At 61.1% G+C, this 16,134-nt stretch carries 13 protein-coding genes and 1 tRNA gene; 6 read left to right on the top strand and 8 right to left on the bottom strand.

The genetic code is table 11. From position 1 onward, the window contains the following. Positions 1-26: 26 nt before the first annotated feature. From ABQZ00_RS06600 to uvrB, 3 genes are all read right to left on the bottom strand, one after another. On the bottom strand, positions 27-269 hold the full coding sequence (locus ABQZ00_RS06600; RefSeq protein ID WP_323537288.1) for a hypothetical protein: 243 nt from the start codon (positions 267-269) through the stop codon (positions 27-29). Positions 270-878: 609 nt separating this feature from the next. Next, positions 879-953: transfer RNA gene (locus tag ABQZ00_RS06595), tRNA-Val, on the bottom strand. A 96-nt stretch (positions 954-1,049) separates the two neighbouring features. Continuing rightward, positions 1,050-3,071 carry an excinuclease ABC subunit UvrB gene (uvrB, locus tag ABQZ00_RS06590; RefSeq protein WP_055850131.1) on the bottom strand — a complete coding sequence of 674 codons (2,022 nt, stop codon included), beginning with the start codon at positions 3,069-3,071 and terminating at the stop codon, positions 1,050-1,052. Between the two features lie 68 nt (positions 3,072-3,139). Here uvrB and ABQZ00_RS06585 point away from each other — a divergent pair, with 68 nt between their 5' ends. Continuing rightward, positions 3,140-3,754 (top strand): GspH/FimT family pseudopilin, encoded by a 615-nt coding sequence (locus tag ABQZ00_RS06585; RefSeq protein ID WP_349775717.1) that lies wholly within the window; start codon positions 3,140-3,142, stop codon positions 3,752-3,754. A 547-nt stretch (positions 3,755-4,301) separates the two neighbouring features. On the opposite strand, the gene ABQZ00_RS06580 is transcribed toward ABQZ00_RS06585, so the two are convergent. Beyond that, on the bottom strand, positions 4,302-4,472 hold the full coding sequence (locus ABQZ00_RS06580) for a hypothetical protein (RefSeq protein ID WP_323537289.1): 171 nt from the start codon (positions 4,470-4,472) through the stop codon (positions 4,302-4,304). Between the two features lie 806 nt (positions 4,473-5,278). Between ABQZ00_RS06580 and ABQZ00_RS06575 the strand changes: the two genes are divergently transcribed. The 4 genes from ABQZ00_RS06575 to ABQZ00_RS06555 all read left to right on the top strand — a co-directional run bounded on the left by ABQZ00_RS06575 (position 5,279) and on the right by ABQZ00_RS06555 (position 11,449). Continuing rightward, positions 5,279-5,923: an imm11 family protein gene (locus ABQZ00_RS06575; RefSeq protein WP_323537290.1), complete on the top strand. Its 645-nt coding sequence runs from the start codon at positions 5,279-5,281 to the stop codon at positions 5,921-5,923. Between the two features lie 239 nt (positions 5,924-6,162). Further along, positions 6,163-9,912 carry a hypothetical protein gene (locus tag ABQZ00_RS06565; RefSeq protein ID WP_503064245.1) on the top strand — a complete coding sequence of 1,250 codons (3,750 nt, stop codon included), beginning with the start codon at positions 6,163-6,165 and terminating at the stop codon, positions 9,910-9,912. Beyond that, entirely contained in the window at positions 9,860-10,588 is a 729-nt protein-coding gene (locus ABQZ00_RS06560; protein ID WP_323537443.1) for a hypothetical protein, read from the top strand. The genes ABQZ00_RS06565 and ABQZ00_RS06560 overlap by 53 nt, the downstream gene beginning before the upstream one ends. A 72-nt stretch (positions 10,589-10,660) precedes the next feature. After that, positions 10,661-11,449 carry a hypothetical protein gene (locus tag ABQZ00_RS06555; protein WP_323537291.1) on the top strand — a complete coding sequence of 263 codons (789 nt, stop codon included), beginning with the start codon at positions 10,661-10,663 and terminating at the stop codon, positions 11,447-11,449. A 31-nt stretch (positions 11,450-11,480) separates the two neighbouring features. Here the strand turns inward: ABQZ00_RS06555 and ABQZ00_RS06550 are convergent, their stop codons facing one another. The 4 genes from ABQZ00_RS06550 to ABQZ00_RS06535 are packed head-to-tail and all read right to left on the bottom strand — an operon-like array spanning position 11,481 to position 15,147. Beyond that, the gene (locus ABQZ00_RS06550; RefSeq protein ID WP_323537292.1) at positions 11,481-12,182 is read right to left on the bottom strand and encodes a DNA-methyltransferase; all 702 of its coding nucleotides are present in this window, start codon (positions 12,180-12,182) and stop codon (positions 11,481-11,483) included. Next, positions 12,100-12,345 carry a Com family DNA-binding transcriptional regulator gene (locus tag ABQZ00_RS06545; protein ID WP_349775716.1) on the bottom strand — a complete coding sequence of 82 codons (246 nt, stop codon included), beginning with the start codon at positions 12,343-12,345 and terminating at the stop codon, positions 12,100-12,102. The genes ABQZ00_RS06550 and ABQZ00_RS06545 overlap by 83 nt, the downstream gene beginning before the upstream one ends. 25 nt (positions 12,346-12,370) lie before the next feature. Next, the gene (locus ABQZ00_RS06540; RefSeq protein ID WP_323537294.1) at positions 12,371-13,384 is read right to left on the bottom strand and encodes a phage portal protein; all 1,014 of its coding nucleotides are present in this window, start codon (positions 13,382-13,384) and stop codon (positions 12,371-12,373) included. After that, complete coding sequence (locus ABQZ00_RS06535; protein WP_323537295.1) at positions 13,384-15,147, bottom strand: terminase ATPase subunit family protein; 1,764 nt, start codon at positions 15,145-15,147, stop codon at positions 13,384-13,386. Before ABQZ00_RS06535 ends, ABQZ00_RS06540 begins: the two co-directional genes overlap by 1 nt. Before the next feature lie 147 nt (positions 15,148-15,294). Between ABQZ00_RS06535 and ABQZ00_RS06530 the strand changes: the two genes are divergently transcribed. After that, entirely contained in the window at positions 15,295-16,116 is an 822-nt protein-coding gene (locus tag ABQZ00_RS06530; RefSeq protein ID WP_115528347.1) for a GPO family capsid scaffolding protein, read from the top strand. Positions 16,117-16,134 lie beyond the last annotated feature (18 nt).

Genomic DNA, 16,134 nt, shown 5'->3' with positions numbered 1-16,134 from the left:
CCCTAGGCTTGTATCTGGACGGCGTTCTAGCGACGGACGACAGGCTTGTGGTCGATCAGGTCCGTCTTGCGGCCCCCGCTCTCACTTTCGACGAGCGAGTCGATCCATACATTGGCTTGATCCAAAGAAAGATCCGGCGTTATTCGCGTTCCCGCATCGGTCACGACCGCATACGCCACCACCGCATCGGGTGCATACACCTCGTCGCGCGTAATCGCCACGATGCGGTACCTACCCCTGGTCAGCACGGTGTGCTGATACTCGTCCATCGCCAGCCTTCCTTTCCGTCAGCGCGGAGGCGATGCTAAAGCAAGACGTGTGACGGAGAAAGCGGTTTCGGCGCCACGCATGACCGCACAAGCCAACCCGCCTCGCTTCAGGACCCAAGCTGGCGAACCTGATCCGACCTTTCTGCCGGGTCGGCTGCGGCCAAACAAGCATCGACCGGCCGTTTCAGCGCTATCAGCAGTGGACGACCACCTCATGCGCGGCACGCGATCGAGCTAGATCGCGAACTGGCAGGTTGCACGGCGGCAATCGAATGGGGGCGCTCGGCGAAGATTACGCCGCACTGGCAACAGCATGGTTCATACCAGAGGCTTTCCGCCCCATCATCGAGATACGGCTGCGCCATGCGGTGCACCTGCGCGGGAAATGTCGGGCTTTCCAGGTCGTCACGCAGCAGACAACACCCACAGTTACACGCGTTCGATTCGACGTATTTTGACGAGGCGAAGAAGGAAGTGGGTTGAATGTCTAGGACTTGGCAGAAGGCCTACCTGAGCTGCACCAGCCTCTGAGTCGCTCACGTCCAAGTCAATGGCAGCTGCTGCTACCAGTCTCTTACCCACTCAAGCCCTTGCTTTCTGGACTTGAAGTGGTGGGCGGTACAGGGTTCGAACCTGTGACCCCTACCATGTCAAGGTAGTGCTCTACCGCTGAGCTAACCGCCCGAATCCTGCGTCAGCATTGCGCTGTGCAGGGCGCGCATTCTAGCGCAGGGTTTTGCCGACCACAAGCCCTCCCTGCGCTTCGTGTGCCACTCCGCCCTACCCCAGGCTTGCCGCCTTCAATTTCTGGATCTGGTCGCGAATCTGCGCCGCTGCCTCGAACTCCAGATCCTTGGCGTGCTGATACATCTTTTGCTCCAGGCTCTTGAGCTTGCCGGCAATTTCCGCAGGCTTCATCGCACGATAGTCGGGCGTCTCTTCGGCAACCTGGCGCGACTTCGACCGCCCCTTGCCGGCACGTTTTTCGGCCGCATCCTCGCGCGCGCCCTCCATGATGTCGGAGATCGGGCGCGCCACCGACTTCGGCGTGATGCCGTGTTCGAGGTTGTACTCCACTTGTTTCTCGCGGCGACGGTCGGTCTCGTCGATAGCGGCCTTCATCGAGCGCGTCATCTTGTCGGCGTACAAAATTGCCTTGCCGCGCAGATTACGTGCGGCACGACCGATGGTCTGGATCAACGAGCCGGTCGACCGCAGGAAGCCTTCCTTGTCCGCATCCAGAATCGCCACCAATGACACTTCCGGCATATCCAGACCTTCGCGCAGAAGATTGATGCCGACCAGCACATCGAACTTGCCCAGACGCAGATCGCGAATGATCTCCACGCGCTCGACCGTATCGATGTCCGAGTGCAGATAGCGCACGCGAATGCCGTGCTCACTCAGGTACTCGGTCAGGTTCTCAGCCATGCGCTTGGTCAGCGTTGTGACCAACACGCGATCGCCGAGCTTGATGCGCTCGTGCACTTCGGACATCAGGTCGTCGACCTGCGTGCCGACCGGGCGTATCTCCACGATCGGATCGATCAACCCCGTGGGACGCACCACCAGCTCGGTGATTTCGCCGGCAGACTCGCGCAACTCGTAAGGACCAGGCGTCGCGGACACGTAGATGCTGCGCGGCGAACGCGCCTCCCACTCTTCGAAGCGTAACGGCCGGTTGTCGAGCGCCGACGGCAGGCGGAAGCCGAACTCCACCAACGTTTCCTTGCGCGAACGGTCGCCCTTGTACATCGCACCGATCTGCGGAATGGTCACGTGCGACTCATCGATCACCAGTAGCGCATCCGGTGGAAGGTAGTCGAATAGCGTCGGCGGCGGCTCGCCTGGCGCCTTGCCGGTGAGATGCCGCGAGTAGTTCTCGATGCCGTTGCAGAAGCCCACTTCGGCCATCATTTCCAGATCGAACTGGGTGCGCTGCGCCAGACGCTGCGCTTCGACCAATTTGTTCTGCGAATACAACTGCTCCAGCCGCTCCTTCAGTTCGTCCTTGATCGTGTCGACCGCACTGAGCGTGCGCTCGCGCGTGGTGGCGTAATGGGTCTTGGGATACACGGTGTAACGCTGCAGCTTGCGCAGGGTTTCGCCGGTCAACGGATCGAACAAGGTCAGCTGCTCGATGTCGCCGTCGAACAATTCGATGCGCAAGGCTTCGGTGTCCGACTCCGCGGGGAACACATCCAGCACCTCGCCACGCACACGGAACGCGCCGCGCGTGAGTTCGAATTCGTTGCGGGTGTACTGCAGATCGGTGAGATGGCGGATCAACTGACGCTGATCGATATGCTCGCCCACCGACAGGATCAGACGCAGCGACAGATAGTCCTCCGGCGCGCCCAGGCCGTAGATCGCCGATACCGTGGCAACTACCAGCGAATCGCGCCGCGACAGCAAGGTCTTCGTCGCCGATAGACGCATCTGCTCAATGTGCTCGTTGATCGAACTGTCCTTCTCGATGAAGGTATCCGACGACGGCACGTAGGCTTCGGGCTGGTAGTAGTCGTAGTAGCTGACGAAGTATTCGACGGCATTGTTCGGGAAGAACGACTTGAACTCGCCATACAGCTGCGCCGCCAACGTCTTGTTCGGCGCCATCACCAAGGTGGGCTTTTGCACCTGCTGCACGACATTGGCGATGGTGTAGGTCTTGCCCGAACCGGTCACCCCCAGCAGGGTCTGCTTGGCCAGGCCAGCCTCGAAGTTGGCCACCAACTTGTCGATGGCCGCCGGCTGGTCGCCGGCTGGGGAATACGGGGATACGAGCTCAAAACGGTCGGTCATGGAGCGAATCTCGGGGGAAGGCTGCACGAAACAACGGAGGTCAGTGTCAGGAAAAGTCTGACGCCTGCATGAGTGAAGCAGACGTTACCTGGCCGCCGGTCAACGTTGAGACTGCTCGCTCGAACCTAAGGAGAGGCGCGATGCGGGCAGTAACTCATTCGAGCGCGGAAGGGTACACCGCAGCCCAGTTGCTGATCGTGATGGCGGTCATCGGCATTCTGGCGACCATCGGCTTGCCCAGCTTTCAGCATGTTTTAGAGTGGCAGCAGGCAACAACACGCGTCCACCTACTGACATCACACCTTGCCATGGCTAGAAGCATGGCAGTGACGCAGCGGGCGCCTGTAAGTGTGTGCCCATCTGCGGAAGGGGCAACTTGCCGGAGTGATCGCATTTGGAGCCAAGGCTGGATCCTGTTCAAGGACCCGAATCGCCGAGGACAACCAGCAGATACAGCTTCAATTCTGAGGGCCACTCATTACCAGGAGAACAGTGGCATCGACGTCACTGCGACACTCGGCCGCCCTATTGTGCGCTTCCTACCAAGCGGCAGGAGCAGCGGCAGCAACATCACTCTTAGCGTCTGCAGAAACGCCACCAAACTAGTCGACGTCATCGTGAACAACGCGGGAAGAACGCGCGCCGTACGCTACACGACACCTGCCCCCTGCCGGCCGCGCTGAGGTTCAAAAACGAGAAGGCCGCGACAAGTCGCGGCCTTCTCAACATCTTGGCGCCCGAAGTTGGACTCGAACCAACGACCCCCTGATTAACAGTTAGCGCTACTGAGCTTACGAATCAGCAACTTGCATGGCTTATTTTTCCCGGCGGCTAGCGCCGGAGACCTAGTGCGCGCTTGGGCGTCCAGCCAATTTTCCCGATCCTCGTGGACACCGACCTCACACTAGATGGCTCGGGCACGCGGCGTCCGGGTAGTCACTTCAGCTCGGATCCGCGCCTCGTGGCGCGTGGCCCACATGACAGTTCCCCGTCGACCCTGGTCGAAGCTGCTGCAGTCGCGTTGGACAAAACGCGCGAAGGGTTCGCCGGCTGGAGCCGGCCTCTGGCGCTCCAGCAGCACGTACCACTCGCCGGTGAGTCTCTGCACCAACCTGGCAACCTCTTCACCCTCGAAGAAAAGCGCCGTCAGCAACCCCTTCGCACCCTGCCAAGGCGTGTCCCAGCGAAAGCCAGGCGGCAGCACAGGCTCATCGCCGGCATCGACCGCACTCATGCGGCAACCACCCACCTATAGAAGGCGTGCTCCTGGCTATCGCACTTGTTGGCCAACTGGCCGCGCTCAAGCTTGACCACCGCCTGGTCTACCTGCCGCCTGTGGTTCCCGCCGGCCGCGTCGACGAGATCGAGGTGCGTCTGCAGGGCATTGCGGGCCAGTGACATTACGGCGGATCCCGAGTTAGCGAGTGGGTGCGGCAACCCACTCTAGCGCGCCCCAATCTCAATTTTTCAGATGACCACCGGGAAGAGGTAATTCAGGTAATCAGCCCCTAGAAATGCATATATTTTTATATTTATCAATAACTTATGTAGAAATATCAAAGGTAATTAAAGGGTAATTGGGAGGTAATGGGGTTACCTTTCGGGGAGGTAATCGAATCCCCAAAAAATACCCTTAAATTTCAATAACATAACTTTTCTATAGGAGCCCAATTACCTTAAATCACCCCAAAAGGTAATCCAGAAGTTCCCATTGGCATCAATCGCTTAGGTGTTGTTTTAGGCCCCGGATTACCGATTACCTGGTTCCGATGGTCATCTGCCAAAATGCGCGGGGAGGCCTAACCCCGGAACGCAGCCGCGCGGCCCTGTAACCCCCCCAGGCGCGCAGGGATCTGCGGGGAAGAGAGGCCCCCTTGAGTTACACGGATCGGTAACAGCAGCGCGGCCTAGGCCCACCCTGCGGGGGTGCAGCGAAAACCATGCACGAAGACCGCAGGCGTGGCGGGGCGACGATTGCGCGCGCCGGGCACAGCGCCATTCGCAGACGTCGGGGTTTTCCTACTGCTTCTGCCTCTGAAAGCAGGCACGATTGGAGGCTTAGGCCTGACTAAGGGCGAGTGTCGGCGTAAACACTGTCGGAGGCCGCCATGACTGCGTGAGTGCGGCTCTCATTGCCACCTGCACGTCTTGGACTGGCATCGCGTCCGTGGAGTAGCCGAGTGGATGAGACAATTGAGCTTATGAACATGAATGACCACGATCTAGCAACTAGCAACGCGCCTCGAAAGGGAGAGTTTTATGTGCTCAGCCCCGACATGCGCGGCGGTGGGCCCGGCCATGGAGTGGTGCTCGAAAACGAGCTGTCCGTTCCACTACCCGAACATGTAAGTCTTGATCCCAATAAGTCCGGACTGAAAGATCTAAAAGAAAAACCTCGCTTACGACAAGGCATCCCCAATCGTATGCCGAATGATCTCGATTGCAGCTTTCGAAGTTATTGGTTGATCTCAGAACCTTTAAAAAAATTATTTGAAGCATTTGACTCAAGTGCATTTGCATTTGCGGAATGCGACTTCATCCTGTTTGATGGTTCAATGGCACCGGCACATTACCTGTGCGAGGTGGTCAGGGAAATCGATGCAATTGACTTAGAGTCATCAACCGTCCGAGTACTTACTGAGGGCTACCCTAAGGGAAAGCACTACAGCATGGTAGGTGGCGCCAAGCTCGCTTTCCATAAGGATCTAGTCGGATCGGCACATGTCTTTCGAACTCCGTATGCAGCAAAAGTATTTTGCGATCGCGCATTCAGAGATGAGTTAGTTAAAAATGGCTATGGAAAATCCCGCAAATCGCTTGGCGTCTGGCTGACTGATGCCGCGGACTATTGAGTATGCCAGCTCCCTCCCCAGTAGTTCTGCAAAGCCATCATGTTATTGAACAGGGTCTTTTCGACAAAGATCCCATTTTAAAAGAGCTTGCAAAGAACGGCCTAGTTAACAAGGACGCGCCCTCCAACAGGCTCTATTTGCCAGTTGATGGAAAGCTGGCTGATGAAATGGAGTTAACGCCACACAGGGGGCGCACGCGGAGTTCTTATACGAGGGCGATTGGCGATATTCTGGAGGACATGGGAAGCTCAGCGGATGGCGCGGCAGCATTAAACGGTGACGCGGCCGCCCTTAAAAGAGTTGCACACCAGGTGGCCGAACTGCAGGATGAGCTTAAGATAGGCCTGATTAACCGCGACTTATTCACCACGACGCCAGATCATTTAACCAAGCAAGAGGCTAACGCGCAAAATTACCGAATACTGGCCGACCGCAAGCAATATATTGCAGGCCACGCCGATCAGCTGAAGACGCTGCGCTCCATGGGCACTGTCGAATCCGAATGGGCCGCGATCACGCACTCCGAGCAACGGATCGCAAAGGTGATCGATGCCGCGCGCACGACGGGCCAAAATCTGGTCGCTGTCCCGAATGAACGCGATGCCGTCGTCCGCGAGATCGCCGGCCGCGAGGAATTTCGCATGGCTATCGCGCACGCAGAGAATGCCGGGCGAATAACGCTGTCCGATTCCAATGCGGCAGTGGTACAGCAGCTATTGGATGACACGCCGACAACCATCGGCGGTACTGCACGCAGCATTCGCCAAGGCGCAGGCGCCGCACCGCATCCCCCGTACACACCAGTCTCGCAACGCGGCTTCGCCACCGCAGAGCTACTGGCCGGTGATCTATCTGCAGGCCAGGCACTGCGCACCGCCGGCCTGCTCGCCACCGCCGCCGACACGGTGATGACCGGCCAGCGCGCCACACGCTTACTCGGTCAGGACAACCCGCTCGCCGCACAATCGGAGCTTGCGCACTTTGCCGGCCGCAACGTCGGCGGCTGGGCCGGCGGTACTGCCGCTGCCTACGCGCTGGGTAGCTCCGGCGCAGGGCCGATGGTGCTGATCGCAGCCGATGCGTATTTCATGACCACGGCTGGCGAGAAGGCCGCCGCGTTGCTCGACAACCGCGCCATCTACACCCAGACCGATCGGGCGGGCACCCAGTGGTCGTTCAACGGCACCGCGTGGGCGCGTGATGGCAAGGCGGACACCACCAACGATGGGGTGGACAACCCCACCGCGACACCGATCGTCGCCAGTTACCAAAAGGCCCGAGAACTCAATTACCAGGCCACCAACGCCGCTGCTGCGTTGGCCTTGAAGGATGCGCCCACTCCCCAGGATCCGTATCGCCAGCCGGCCAATGCCACTGACCGTCCCAGCCTAAGCAGCGCCGACTGGCGACGCGATGCAGCGGACGGCCAGTGGCATCGGCTGGTCAAGACCGATGTGTCTGGCCCCAACGATCGCGGCAGTTACGTGCAGGAGACCGCCCTGCCGCACCGCAAAGCCGAACTGGAAGCGCAAGCGCAGGACGTCATCGCCCGCAACATCGCCAACAGTCCCGGCGCCATCGCCGCACGCTACGAGCTGGCGCACCACCGCAGCGGCTGGGCGGCCGATGGGTTGCCGATGTCGCCGGCCGTGCAACAGGCGCTGCCCGACCCGGATGCGTTGACCGCCTCCGACGGCCAGCGCTATTACCGCAACATGGATGGGCAGTGGACCAGCAACGGCGCGCCACCCGATGGCAATCGCGTACTGGAGCTGGAGACCACGCGCGCACTGCTGCAACCGGCACTGGCTGAGCAGGCGCAGGCGATTGCCGCCATCCGGCAGTCGCCGCAAGACGTCCAGGGCGAGCAAACGCTGTACCGCTATCGCATCGTCGGCACCGAATTGCAGCCGCAGTGGCGCGAAGCGATCGAACTGGCGACGCAACGCACGCGCGAGACCGAGGGACTGACCGGCGATAGCGCGCTGCAGTTGCAGCGCGGCCCAAGTGGCACGTTTGGCGCCGATAGCCCGATCGCGCATCTGCAACGCGGTGCCGATGGCGTGGAGCGCATCGCGGCAGTCACCAGCAGCGAGGATATCCGTCAGGCGTTGCAGCAAGTGCAGGCGCGGCAATCGCCAATCGCACCGGGGCAGCCGTTAACCACCAACGCACGCGCCTCCGATGGCGCGACAGATGCGGATACGTCGGCATCGTCCCCCTCCAACCAGCACGCACTCGACGGACACGCGCAGGTCCAGGCGGCCAGCGCAGCGCAGGCGCGTCATGAACAGCAACAGCAGGACCGCCAGGCGCAAGATCAGCAGTTGGCACAGGCACGCGCCCACGCGCTGCAGGAGCAGGTGTCGCACGAAGACCGGACGCAGGCCACTCAGGCGTTGCAGGCGCATGCATTGCAGGAGCTTCGCCAGCAAGAGTCGCAACAGCTGGAGCAGCAAGAACGCCAGGTACATGACGCGCAGCAACGCGAACAAGTCCAGCAGCAGGCGCACGACACCCAACAGCGCGAACAAGCGCAGCAGCAAGCCCAGGAAACACAGCAGCGCGAGCAGGAAACACGCGAGGCACAGGATGCCCAGCAGAGCCAGCAAGAACGCCTGCACGCGCAGACTGCGCAACATGCCGAGCAACAGCCGCTGCACGCTCAAGCGGCTCCACAACGCGAGCAGGAGCCGGCACAGGAAGCCGTCTCGCGCGAGCAGTCGTCGCTCCACGCGCAAGACACATCGCCACGCCAGCCCGAGCAGCGGTCTACCCCGGATGACGTCGCCCAACGGCCCCAGGAGCAGCTGGCAGAGCCTGCGCAAGCACATGCATCCGACGTAGCGCAGCAGCGGACGCAAAGCCAACAAGCGCAAGAAGAGCGCCCGCAGGAAGTCCAACGGCAGACAGCGCAGAGCGCGGCGATCGCGCAGACAGCACCGGCAGATCAGCAGCAGGTTGCGGACCTGCACAGCGGCCAACAGCCGATGACGGCGCAAGCCTCAGATGCGCAGCAAGATGCACCTGCACAGCAGCCCGAACAGCCGGCGGACGCGCGCCTGGCCCAGGCGGCGAACGCACCTTCCGCGCCATCGCTCGCCACCACGATCGCCGCAGAACAGCGCGACGATCAACAGGTGCTCACTCCAAAGGCTCAAGCACCGGAAGCACCAGATAATCCTGCAGCGTTGCCCTTGTTCGCACACCTCGCGCAAGCGACAGGGCCATCGCTGGACATGCCGACCGCTGGCCGCTCCGCCGACGCACCCGAGGGCGCGGCCGGTGCGCGCGAGCCGCTTTCTGCGTCCCTGGCAGATGCGCAGGACCGTCCTGCCGCGGTGCCCGCCGATCCGGACTCCTGGGAGGAAATAGAGCGCTCCATGCGTGAGCTGCGCATCCAGCTCGAACAGGATCTCGAAACAGAAAACCGCGTCGCAGAAGCGCGCCAGGCGCGCGTGGACCGTGGTGAGCGGCCGTTTACCGAGTTGGAATTGCGTGATGGGTACGATCCGGATGGCCCCTCTGGACTGAGACCACCACGCGCCCCGCCGGCAGACACCGCGCCACAGTCCATTGCCGCTGGCGAGCAGGAAGATCGGCCGCAGCCGCAGCGTAAAAACATCACCGGCGATCCGGATGTGGACGAGTTGCTGTACGCCATCGACTGCAAGGACGAACTGGCGATCGAACAGGCCTTGAAACGGGTCGCCAACAGCCCCTACAGCCAGGCCCTTGCCAAACAGGGGCATGAATTTCTGGATGCCCAGGCGATGCAGGAAGCCCAGGAACAGGCGAGCACGCGCCAGGCACTGAACATGGACGTCTCGACAGAGGTGCAGACCAGCCGTGGCCCGGTGATGGTGATGACACTGCCGCAGTTCGCCAACGGACCGGCGATGCAAGGTCCACAGGGTGACGGTGGTGGTGGCGGAGATGGCGGCGGCGGTGGAGGCGGTGGAGGCGGCGGCGGTGGTGGCGGCGGCTAGCCGGAACACGTGCAACAAGTTGAATCATCGAGAGAACACTATGAACATGCAGAACACCTCCGCACTACCCGATGCCAACGGGTCGGAACGCACGCTGAAAGAATCGATCCACGCCCTGGCGGCGGTGATCGGGGTGCTGCAGCAGCGAGAGCACGCATTGGAAGATCTAGTCCGGGAGCAGCTGCAGCTTCTGCAGATTGCTGTCAAACACGCCGATCAGCGCGTCAGTGGCTTGGTGGAAAATGCGCTGCCCCGCCTAACGCAATTGAGCAATCAGGCGCTGACGCAGACGCTGGAACCGGCGGCCGAGCGATTCAACAAGAAGCTGGTAACTGCGGAGCAGACGGTCCAGCAGGCGACCCAGCGTTACGCGCACGCACAGCGTTCCCTGGAAACAACGACAACGCGGCGCATGTGGATCGCATCGATTGCCCTACTGGTGGCGGGTGTCATCAGCGTGGTCGTCGCCGGCTACGCGCTCTACAGCACAAAAGCGGCTGTCGCTGAAGCCGCCCAACTCAGGGCGGAAATCACTTTTTTGGATCGTGTTGCTCGCGCCAATCTCGTTGCCTGCGGCAAGGACAGGCTGTGCGCAGAGCTGGAGAAGAAAGGGCCGCGATATGGCGATCGCAGTCAGTATCGAGTGGTTACTTTGCGCCAATCCAACACGCAGTAACACCTTTTAATCGTCTTCCACTGACGACTGCAAAGCTAAAAATTCGCCAATCACCTTAAAGGACTGCCGAAAATGGCTGTAAAAAAATGCCGAATTCAAGTCGAAGTTGCGGGCACCGCACGCAACGTCATGACTCTTACGGAAGAGGCAAAGGGTGATGTTTATATTAGAGCTTATTCCGGCGGCCAGGTAGGCACTGGATCTGAAGCGATTGCAGTTGTCGAGGACCGCTATTCGCTACATCCATCTGAAAAAAGCACGGAAAATGTAACCCTCAAACATACGCTCGCACTCGCAAACGGTGAGAAGAGGACATCCGTAGCGCTCTCTGATGCGGTAAAAACAAAAAGTGGATTTTCCCACGTGTTCAGCCATCGAACCACAGAATTGAAAGGACCAGCCTACGACGTCGCATCCGACGACACAGTGGAAACCATCTCACTTGGCAACTTTGACCGCGATGCTAAGCTTTTAATTTTCAACGTCTTTGTAGGCCCGCCAAGAGCATCATTTACTGGTGAATGTGACTGGGGGAGCATACAGAGCATTGATTTTGATCGTTTCCAGATTGTCATAGTCCATACGCAACTAGAAACAGGGTCGATTCCGTTTGCATTGAGCATTGCATCTTTCACCTATCCACCTGAGGTACACAGAGACGAGTTTGCGAAAATTAATGCCCAGCAAATGATGAAAGGCTCCCCCCCTGACAAATGCCTTGAGATAGCGCTCGGCATGACTAGAGAGCTTTTTGTAGATTATCTTGAATTCTGTGAGTCCATCTCTGATAACGAAGATGTGCGAAGGCAGTTCCGAGAGATGATAGAGCAAATCCCTCGAAACGCCTCCTTCAGAATGTGAAGCATAAGGGCGCTTAGGCGCCCTCCCTTCTTTACCCCTCGCGAATGCGCTCGCCAGATACCCGTACATAGTAGTCAGTCATCTCGATGCCGACAGCGTCGAAGCCCTCCAACTGCGCAGCCACCAACGTGGTTCCGCTGCCAGCAAACGGATCGAGCACGCGTCCGCCTGACTCGCAAATCCGTACTAGCTGTCGCATCAATTCGGTGGGCTTGCCAGTCAGGTGATGCTTGTCGGCCTTGCGTACCGACTCACGAATCACACCCGGCAGCACGGGGGCGCGGCGGTCCAGCGGCATGTTGCCCTTGCTGCCCCACACGATGTATTCGGCCTGGTTGCGGAAACGGCCCAACTGCGGCCGCACGCCTTCGGTCTTGTCCCAAACAGTGATGCCGCGCCAGGTGAAGCCGGCGATCTGCAGCGCGTCGGTGGTCAGCGGCAGCTGCCGCCAGTCGGTGAACAGCAGCACCGGCGCGCCGTCCTTGAGCACACGCGCGCACTCGGACAGCCACAGGTGCATCCATTTCAGGTGCGAGCGTTGGTCGCGTTCGTCGCCAACGAAGTCAGCGTGTCCACCATCCCGACAGTATTTGGTCGACGGCGGCCGTGCCCGGGCGGCGGCGGTCAGGCCACCACTCGCATAAGGCGGATCAGTGATCAGCGCGTCGAACGAATTGGCTTCGAGCGTGGGCAGAATGGTCAGAGCGTCGCCCTGCAGGAGCTGGTTTTTCATGGTGAGAGCCTTGTTGGATTCGCTCGCGGCGATCGGAGGTGAGGCTCTCGGCCTTCAGGTGATTGAGCGTGCCGCAGCGCGGGCACTTGATCTGGATTTCATCGAAGGCGCCGGCCTTGCAAAGCAGGCGGGCGCAGTCGCCACAACGGAGGTTCTTGAGCATTACGTGGTCTTGCGGTGGGAAAGGATTACGCGGCCGCTGGCGGCGCGTAGGGGGTGAAGGCGATGACCTCATCGCCCACCCAGTCGTTGATCTTCAACATGCGCGCTTGCAGCGGTTCGAGCTCGTTGGCGGCCCACACAGCAGCGGCCTCACGGATTGACCCGAAGCCGCCTGCGTTCTGCGGCACGATGCCCATGAGTTGCGGCGGGATGCGTAGCGCGGCCAGCATGTCGTCGCGGGTGATGCCCTTGATGCCGCTGAACTCATCCTTGGCCGCCACTTCGCTGACCGGGATCAGCTTCAAGCCGTCCTTGTTGCCGCCTGGTGAGTACAGGAACAGATTGCGGAAGTTGCCCGGCCCCTTGGCGCCCTTCATGGCGTTGCGCAGCGCATCGACGTCTTCCTGACTCTGCTGCGGGTCAGTCAGGTACAGGATGAAACCGGCATGCGAGCCGTTGTTGTAGTACTTGCGGCGGAACAGCGTGGCCGACTCGTTGAGTAGCGCCGATTGCATCGCCGGCATCCACTCGGGCAGACCGTAGAGTTCCTGATCGACATCGGCTTCGCGCAGCTGGAACACGCTGCCCGGCTCGAACACGTGCTCGTCGTGCCAGGTGCGCACTTGGAAGTACTCGCCCTCGGTGACGCCGCGCCGCATGTATTTCGACAGCGGCGCGGCCAACGACAGCGCATTGCCCAGGCGGTTACGGCGACGTTCGAGGTAGCCATTGCCCAAGGTGATCCAGTCCAGCGACAGCTGCTCGAAGGCCTCGCGGGTCAGCAGCCGGTGCGGCTTGAAGGTGCGCGCCAGCATGTTGCGCTTGAAGATCAGCCCGGACTGCAGGAACGGATTGCTGCGCGTGGTCTTGGACAGGCCATCCAGCGCCACCGGCGGCTCGTACCAGCGCCCGTTCTGCCAGCACTCCAGATAGTCCAGCACGCCGCGTCCATCGAGCACTGGTGTCGGGTCGCCAAAGGTGAAGGCCTCGGCGCGTGCGGGCGCTGCAGGCGCGGTGGCGGGCAGCTGGTCGGTCAACATCAAGAGATCTCCATGAAGCCGGAATTGCGCGCGGTGCGCCCTTCCAGCGGTTCGTTCTGCAGCGCGTGGAAGAGCGCCCACGCCAGGTCGGCGTGCCCGGTTTCTTCCGAGCGGCCGGCGGTGAAGGTGGATTGGCGCCCGCTGGCCGTCATCGTCTTGCGGATGGCCATCAACGACTGAGCGACATCGGTCCAGCCGGCGTCGAACTCCAACCGGCCGTTGTGGATCACGTCAAACGCCTTGAGCACCAGGCGCGTCTTGACCTCGGGTGAGTAGCTGAAGGTGACCAGATTCGGGAAGAACTGCTTCACCAGCTGCGCCACGCCACTGCCCATACCGGTGGTGTCGATGCCGATATAGGTCACCCAGTAGCGGCGCGTGATGCGCTCGATTTCGGCGGCCTGCTTGGCGAAGTCCATGCCTCGGAACTGGATCCGCTCCAGCAGCCGGAACTTGCCTCCCGGCTGCTGCGGTGGCGCCAGCACGACCAGGCCGGCGGTGTCGCCGGTTTCGGCCGGGTCGTAGCCGATCCACACTGCACGATCGCCATAGGGGCGCGCGGCGAACGGTTTGTAGTCCTGGCCCCACTCGACCCAGCTGTCGACCATGCACGGCTGCAGCATCGCTAGCGGGAAGATGCTGGCGCCGTCGTCGACGAACTCGCACATCAACAGGTTGGCGAAGGCGTCCGGGCTGTATTCCTCGCGCAGCTCGTCGATGTCGAACAGGTCGCAGCCACGACGCTGGGCATCGAGGATGTTGACGATCTGCCGCCATGCGCGGTCCTGGCAGCGACGGCCACCGGCCAGCGCGTCGTGCGACACATCGATCTGGATCCGCTGCGCGGCCGGCTTGCCCTTGTTGCGGCGCTCGCCGGTCCAGAATGTGTAGGCCTCATGCGCCATGCTCGATGGCGTGCTGAAGTAGGTCTTGCGCCACTTCTTGTGCATCGCCATGCCGCTGGCGACCTTGTTCAACTCGTTGAATCCGTAGGTCCAGAAGAACTCGTCGAAGTAGAAATTGCCGTGGTAGCCCTGCGCGGTGCGCGCATTGGTGCCCAGGAAGAACAACTCGGCGCCGTTGGGGAACACGATGCTGTCGCCGCCGGAGAGCGTCTCGTCGATCGTCTCGCGCACGAACTGCTGCATATAGCCACGGAACAGATGCGCCTGCGCCTTGGAGGCGCTCAAGAAAATCTGATTGCGCCCCGTGGTGAGTGCATCGATCAGCGCCTCGCGTGCGAAGTAGAACGTGGCACCGATCTGGCGGGATTTGAGGATGATGCGCGTGCGCTCGTTGCCGGCGCGGTACCAATCGCGCTGATAGTCGAAGCAGCCGTCGACGAACGCGGTGGTCAGCTGCTCGACCTGTTCTTCGGTGAAGTCGTTGCGCTTGGGCTTCTTCTTCGGCGCGGCATTGCGGTTGGCAACGGCCGGATTTAAGTCGGCTTCGTTGCCGCCGCCCTGGTAGCGCTGGATGCGCGCCTGGCGCTCCAACTGCCGATGCAGCAGATCGATTTCCTTGAAGTCGCCGCCGGATTTTTCCGGCTTCATGATCAGCACAACTAGGCGCGCTTCGAGCGCGCCACCGATGCGCTCAACGTTGTCTGCGCGATCCCACTCGTCACGCGACTTCCAGCTGTGTACAGTCTTCTCGTTCTCGCCGATGGCCTGCGCAATTTCGGTCACGCGCCATCCCATCCAGTACAGGAATTTCGCCTGTCTGCGGGTGTCCATCGGGAGCTGGGTGGCAACGCTTTGCATGCCACCAGGGTGAAGCGCTCCTTCTATTCTCGACAGCGTATCGACACGTAATCGCCTGGTTTACACGGCGCTTGCGTTGCTGCGCTGTGCGCCGCGTTTGACCATGCATCCATCGCATCGCAAACGCATCCAGCGCAGAGGACACCCATGTCGGGCAAGACCAAGAAGTTCCGTTCCAACTGGTTCCGCGTGGCCGTCGAAGGCGCCACCACCGATGGCCGCACGATTCAGCGCAGCTGGATCGACGACATGGCCGCGACCTACAACCGCGAGACCTACAGCGCCCGCATCTGGATCGAGCACATGCGCAGCCTGCTGCCGGACTCGCCGTTCCGCGCGTATGGCGATGTCACCGCCGTCAAGGCGGAAGAAGTGGAGATCGATGGCACCAAGCGCCTGGCGCTGTTCGCGCAGATCGAGCCGACCACCGACCTGATCACGATCAACAAGGCCAAGCAGAAGCTCTACACCAGCATCGAGGTGCAGGAGAAGTTCGCCAACACCGGCAAGGCGTATCTGGTCGGCCTGGCGGTGACGGACTCACCGGCAAGCCTGGGCACCTCGATGCTCACCTTCGCCAGCCAACACCCCGACGCCAATCCGCTGACCGATCGCAAGCAGTCACCGGGCAACCTGTTCACCGTTGCCGAGGAAACCTCGCTGGAATTCAGCGAGGTCAGCGAAGGCCCGGTCGCCAGTCTGCTCAGCCGGATCCGCACCGCGCTCAAGAGCGAGGACGCCACCAGCATCACCGCCGAGCAGTTCGCAGACCTCGGCGAAGGCATCGAACAGATCGCCGAGCACGTGCGCGGCCAAGACGAGCGTTTCAACCGCCTGCAGGGCGAGCACACACAGCTGGCAAACGACCTGGCGCAGCTGCGCGAGTCGCTGTCGCAGCAGCCGGATCCGGCACAGCCCGCACGCCCGGTCGTCACCGGCAGCGGCGCTGCCGTGCTGACCGACTGCTGATCCCACACCACCCAACGC

This window comes from Xanthomonas sp. WHRI 10204 (assembly GCF_040202875.1).
Lineage (GTDB): Bacteria > Pseudomonadota > Gammaproteobacteria > Xanthomonadales > Xanthomonadaceae > Xanthomonas.
This window is presented reverse-complemented; position numbering and strand designations above follow the sequence as displayed.

What these genes read in the sequence shown, in the direction of transcription:
- uvrB (WP_055850131.1), bottom strand. Translation starts at nt 3,071, where the DNA reads ATGACCGACCGTTTTGAGCTCGTATCCCCGTATTCCCCAGCCGGCGAC.
- ABQZ00_RS06540 (WP_323537294.1), bottom strand. Translation starts at nt 13,384, where the DNA reads ATGTTGACCGACCAGCTGCCCGCCACCGCGCCTGCAGCGCCCGCACGC.
- ABQZ00_RS06545 (WP_349775716.1), bottom strand. Translation starts at nt 12,345, where the DNA reads ATGCTCAAGAACCTCCGTTGTGGCGACTGCGCCCGCCTGCTTTGCAAG.
- ABQZ00_RS06585 (WP_349775717.1), top strand. Translation starts at nt 3,140, where the DNA reads ATGAGTGAAGCAGACGTTACCTGGCCGCCGGTCAACGTTGAGACTGCT.
- ABQZ00_RS06535 (WP_323537295.1), bottom strand. Translation starts at nt 15,147, where the DNA reads ATGCAAAGCGTTGCCACCCAGCTCCCGATGGACACCCGCAGACAGGCG.
- ABQZ00_RS06575 (WP_323537290.1), top strand. Translation starts at nt 5,279, where the DNA reads ATGAATGACCACGATCTAGCAACTAGCAACGCGCCTCGAAAGGGAGAG.
- ABQZ00_RS06565 (WP_503064245.1), top strand. Translation starts at nt 6,163, where the DNA reads ATGGGAAGCTCAGCGGATGGCGCGGCAGCATTAAACGGTGACGCGGCC.
- ABQZ00_RS06555 (WP_323537291.1), top strand. Translation starts at nt 10,661, where the DNA reads ATGGCTGTAAAAAAATGCCGAATTCAAGTCGAAGTTGCGGGCACCGCA.
- ABQZ00_RS06580 (WP_323537289.1), bottom strand. Translation starts at nt 4,472, where the DNA reads ATGTCACTGGCCCGCAATGCCCTGCAGACGCACCTCGATCTCGTCGAC.
- ABQZ00_RS06550 (WP_323537292.1), bottom strand. Translation starts at nt 12,182, where the DNA reads ATGAAAAACCAGCTCCTGCAGGGCGACGCTCTGACCATTCTGCCCACG.
- ABQZ00_RS06600 (WP_323537288.1), bottom strand. Translation starts at nt 269, where the DNA reads ATGGACGAGTATCAGCACACCGTGCTGACCAGGGGTAGGTACCGCATC.
- ABQZ00_RS06560 (WP_323537443.1), top strand. Translation starts at nt 9,860, where the DNA reads ATGGCGGCGGCGGTGGAGGCGGTGGAGGCGGCGGCGGTGGTGGCGGCG.
- ABQZ00_RS06530 (WP_115528347.1), top strand. Translation starts at nt 15,295, where the DNA reads ATGTCGGGCAAGACCAAGAAGTTCCGTTCCAACTGGTTCCGCGTGGCC.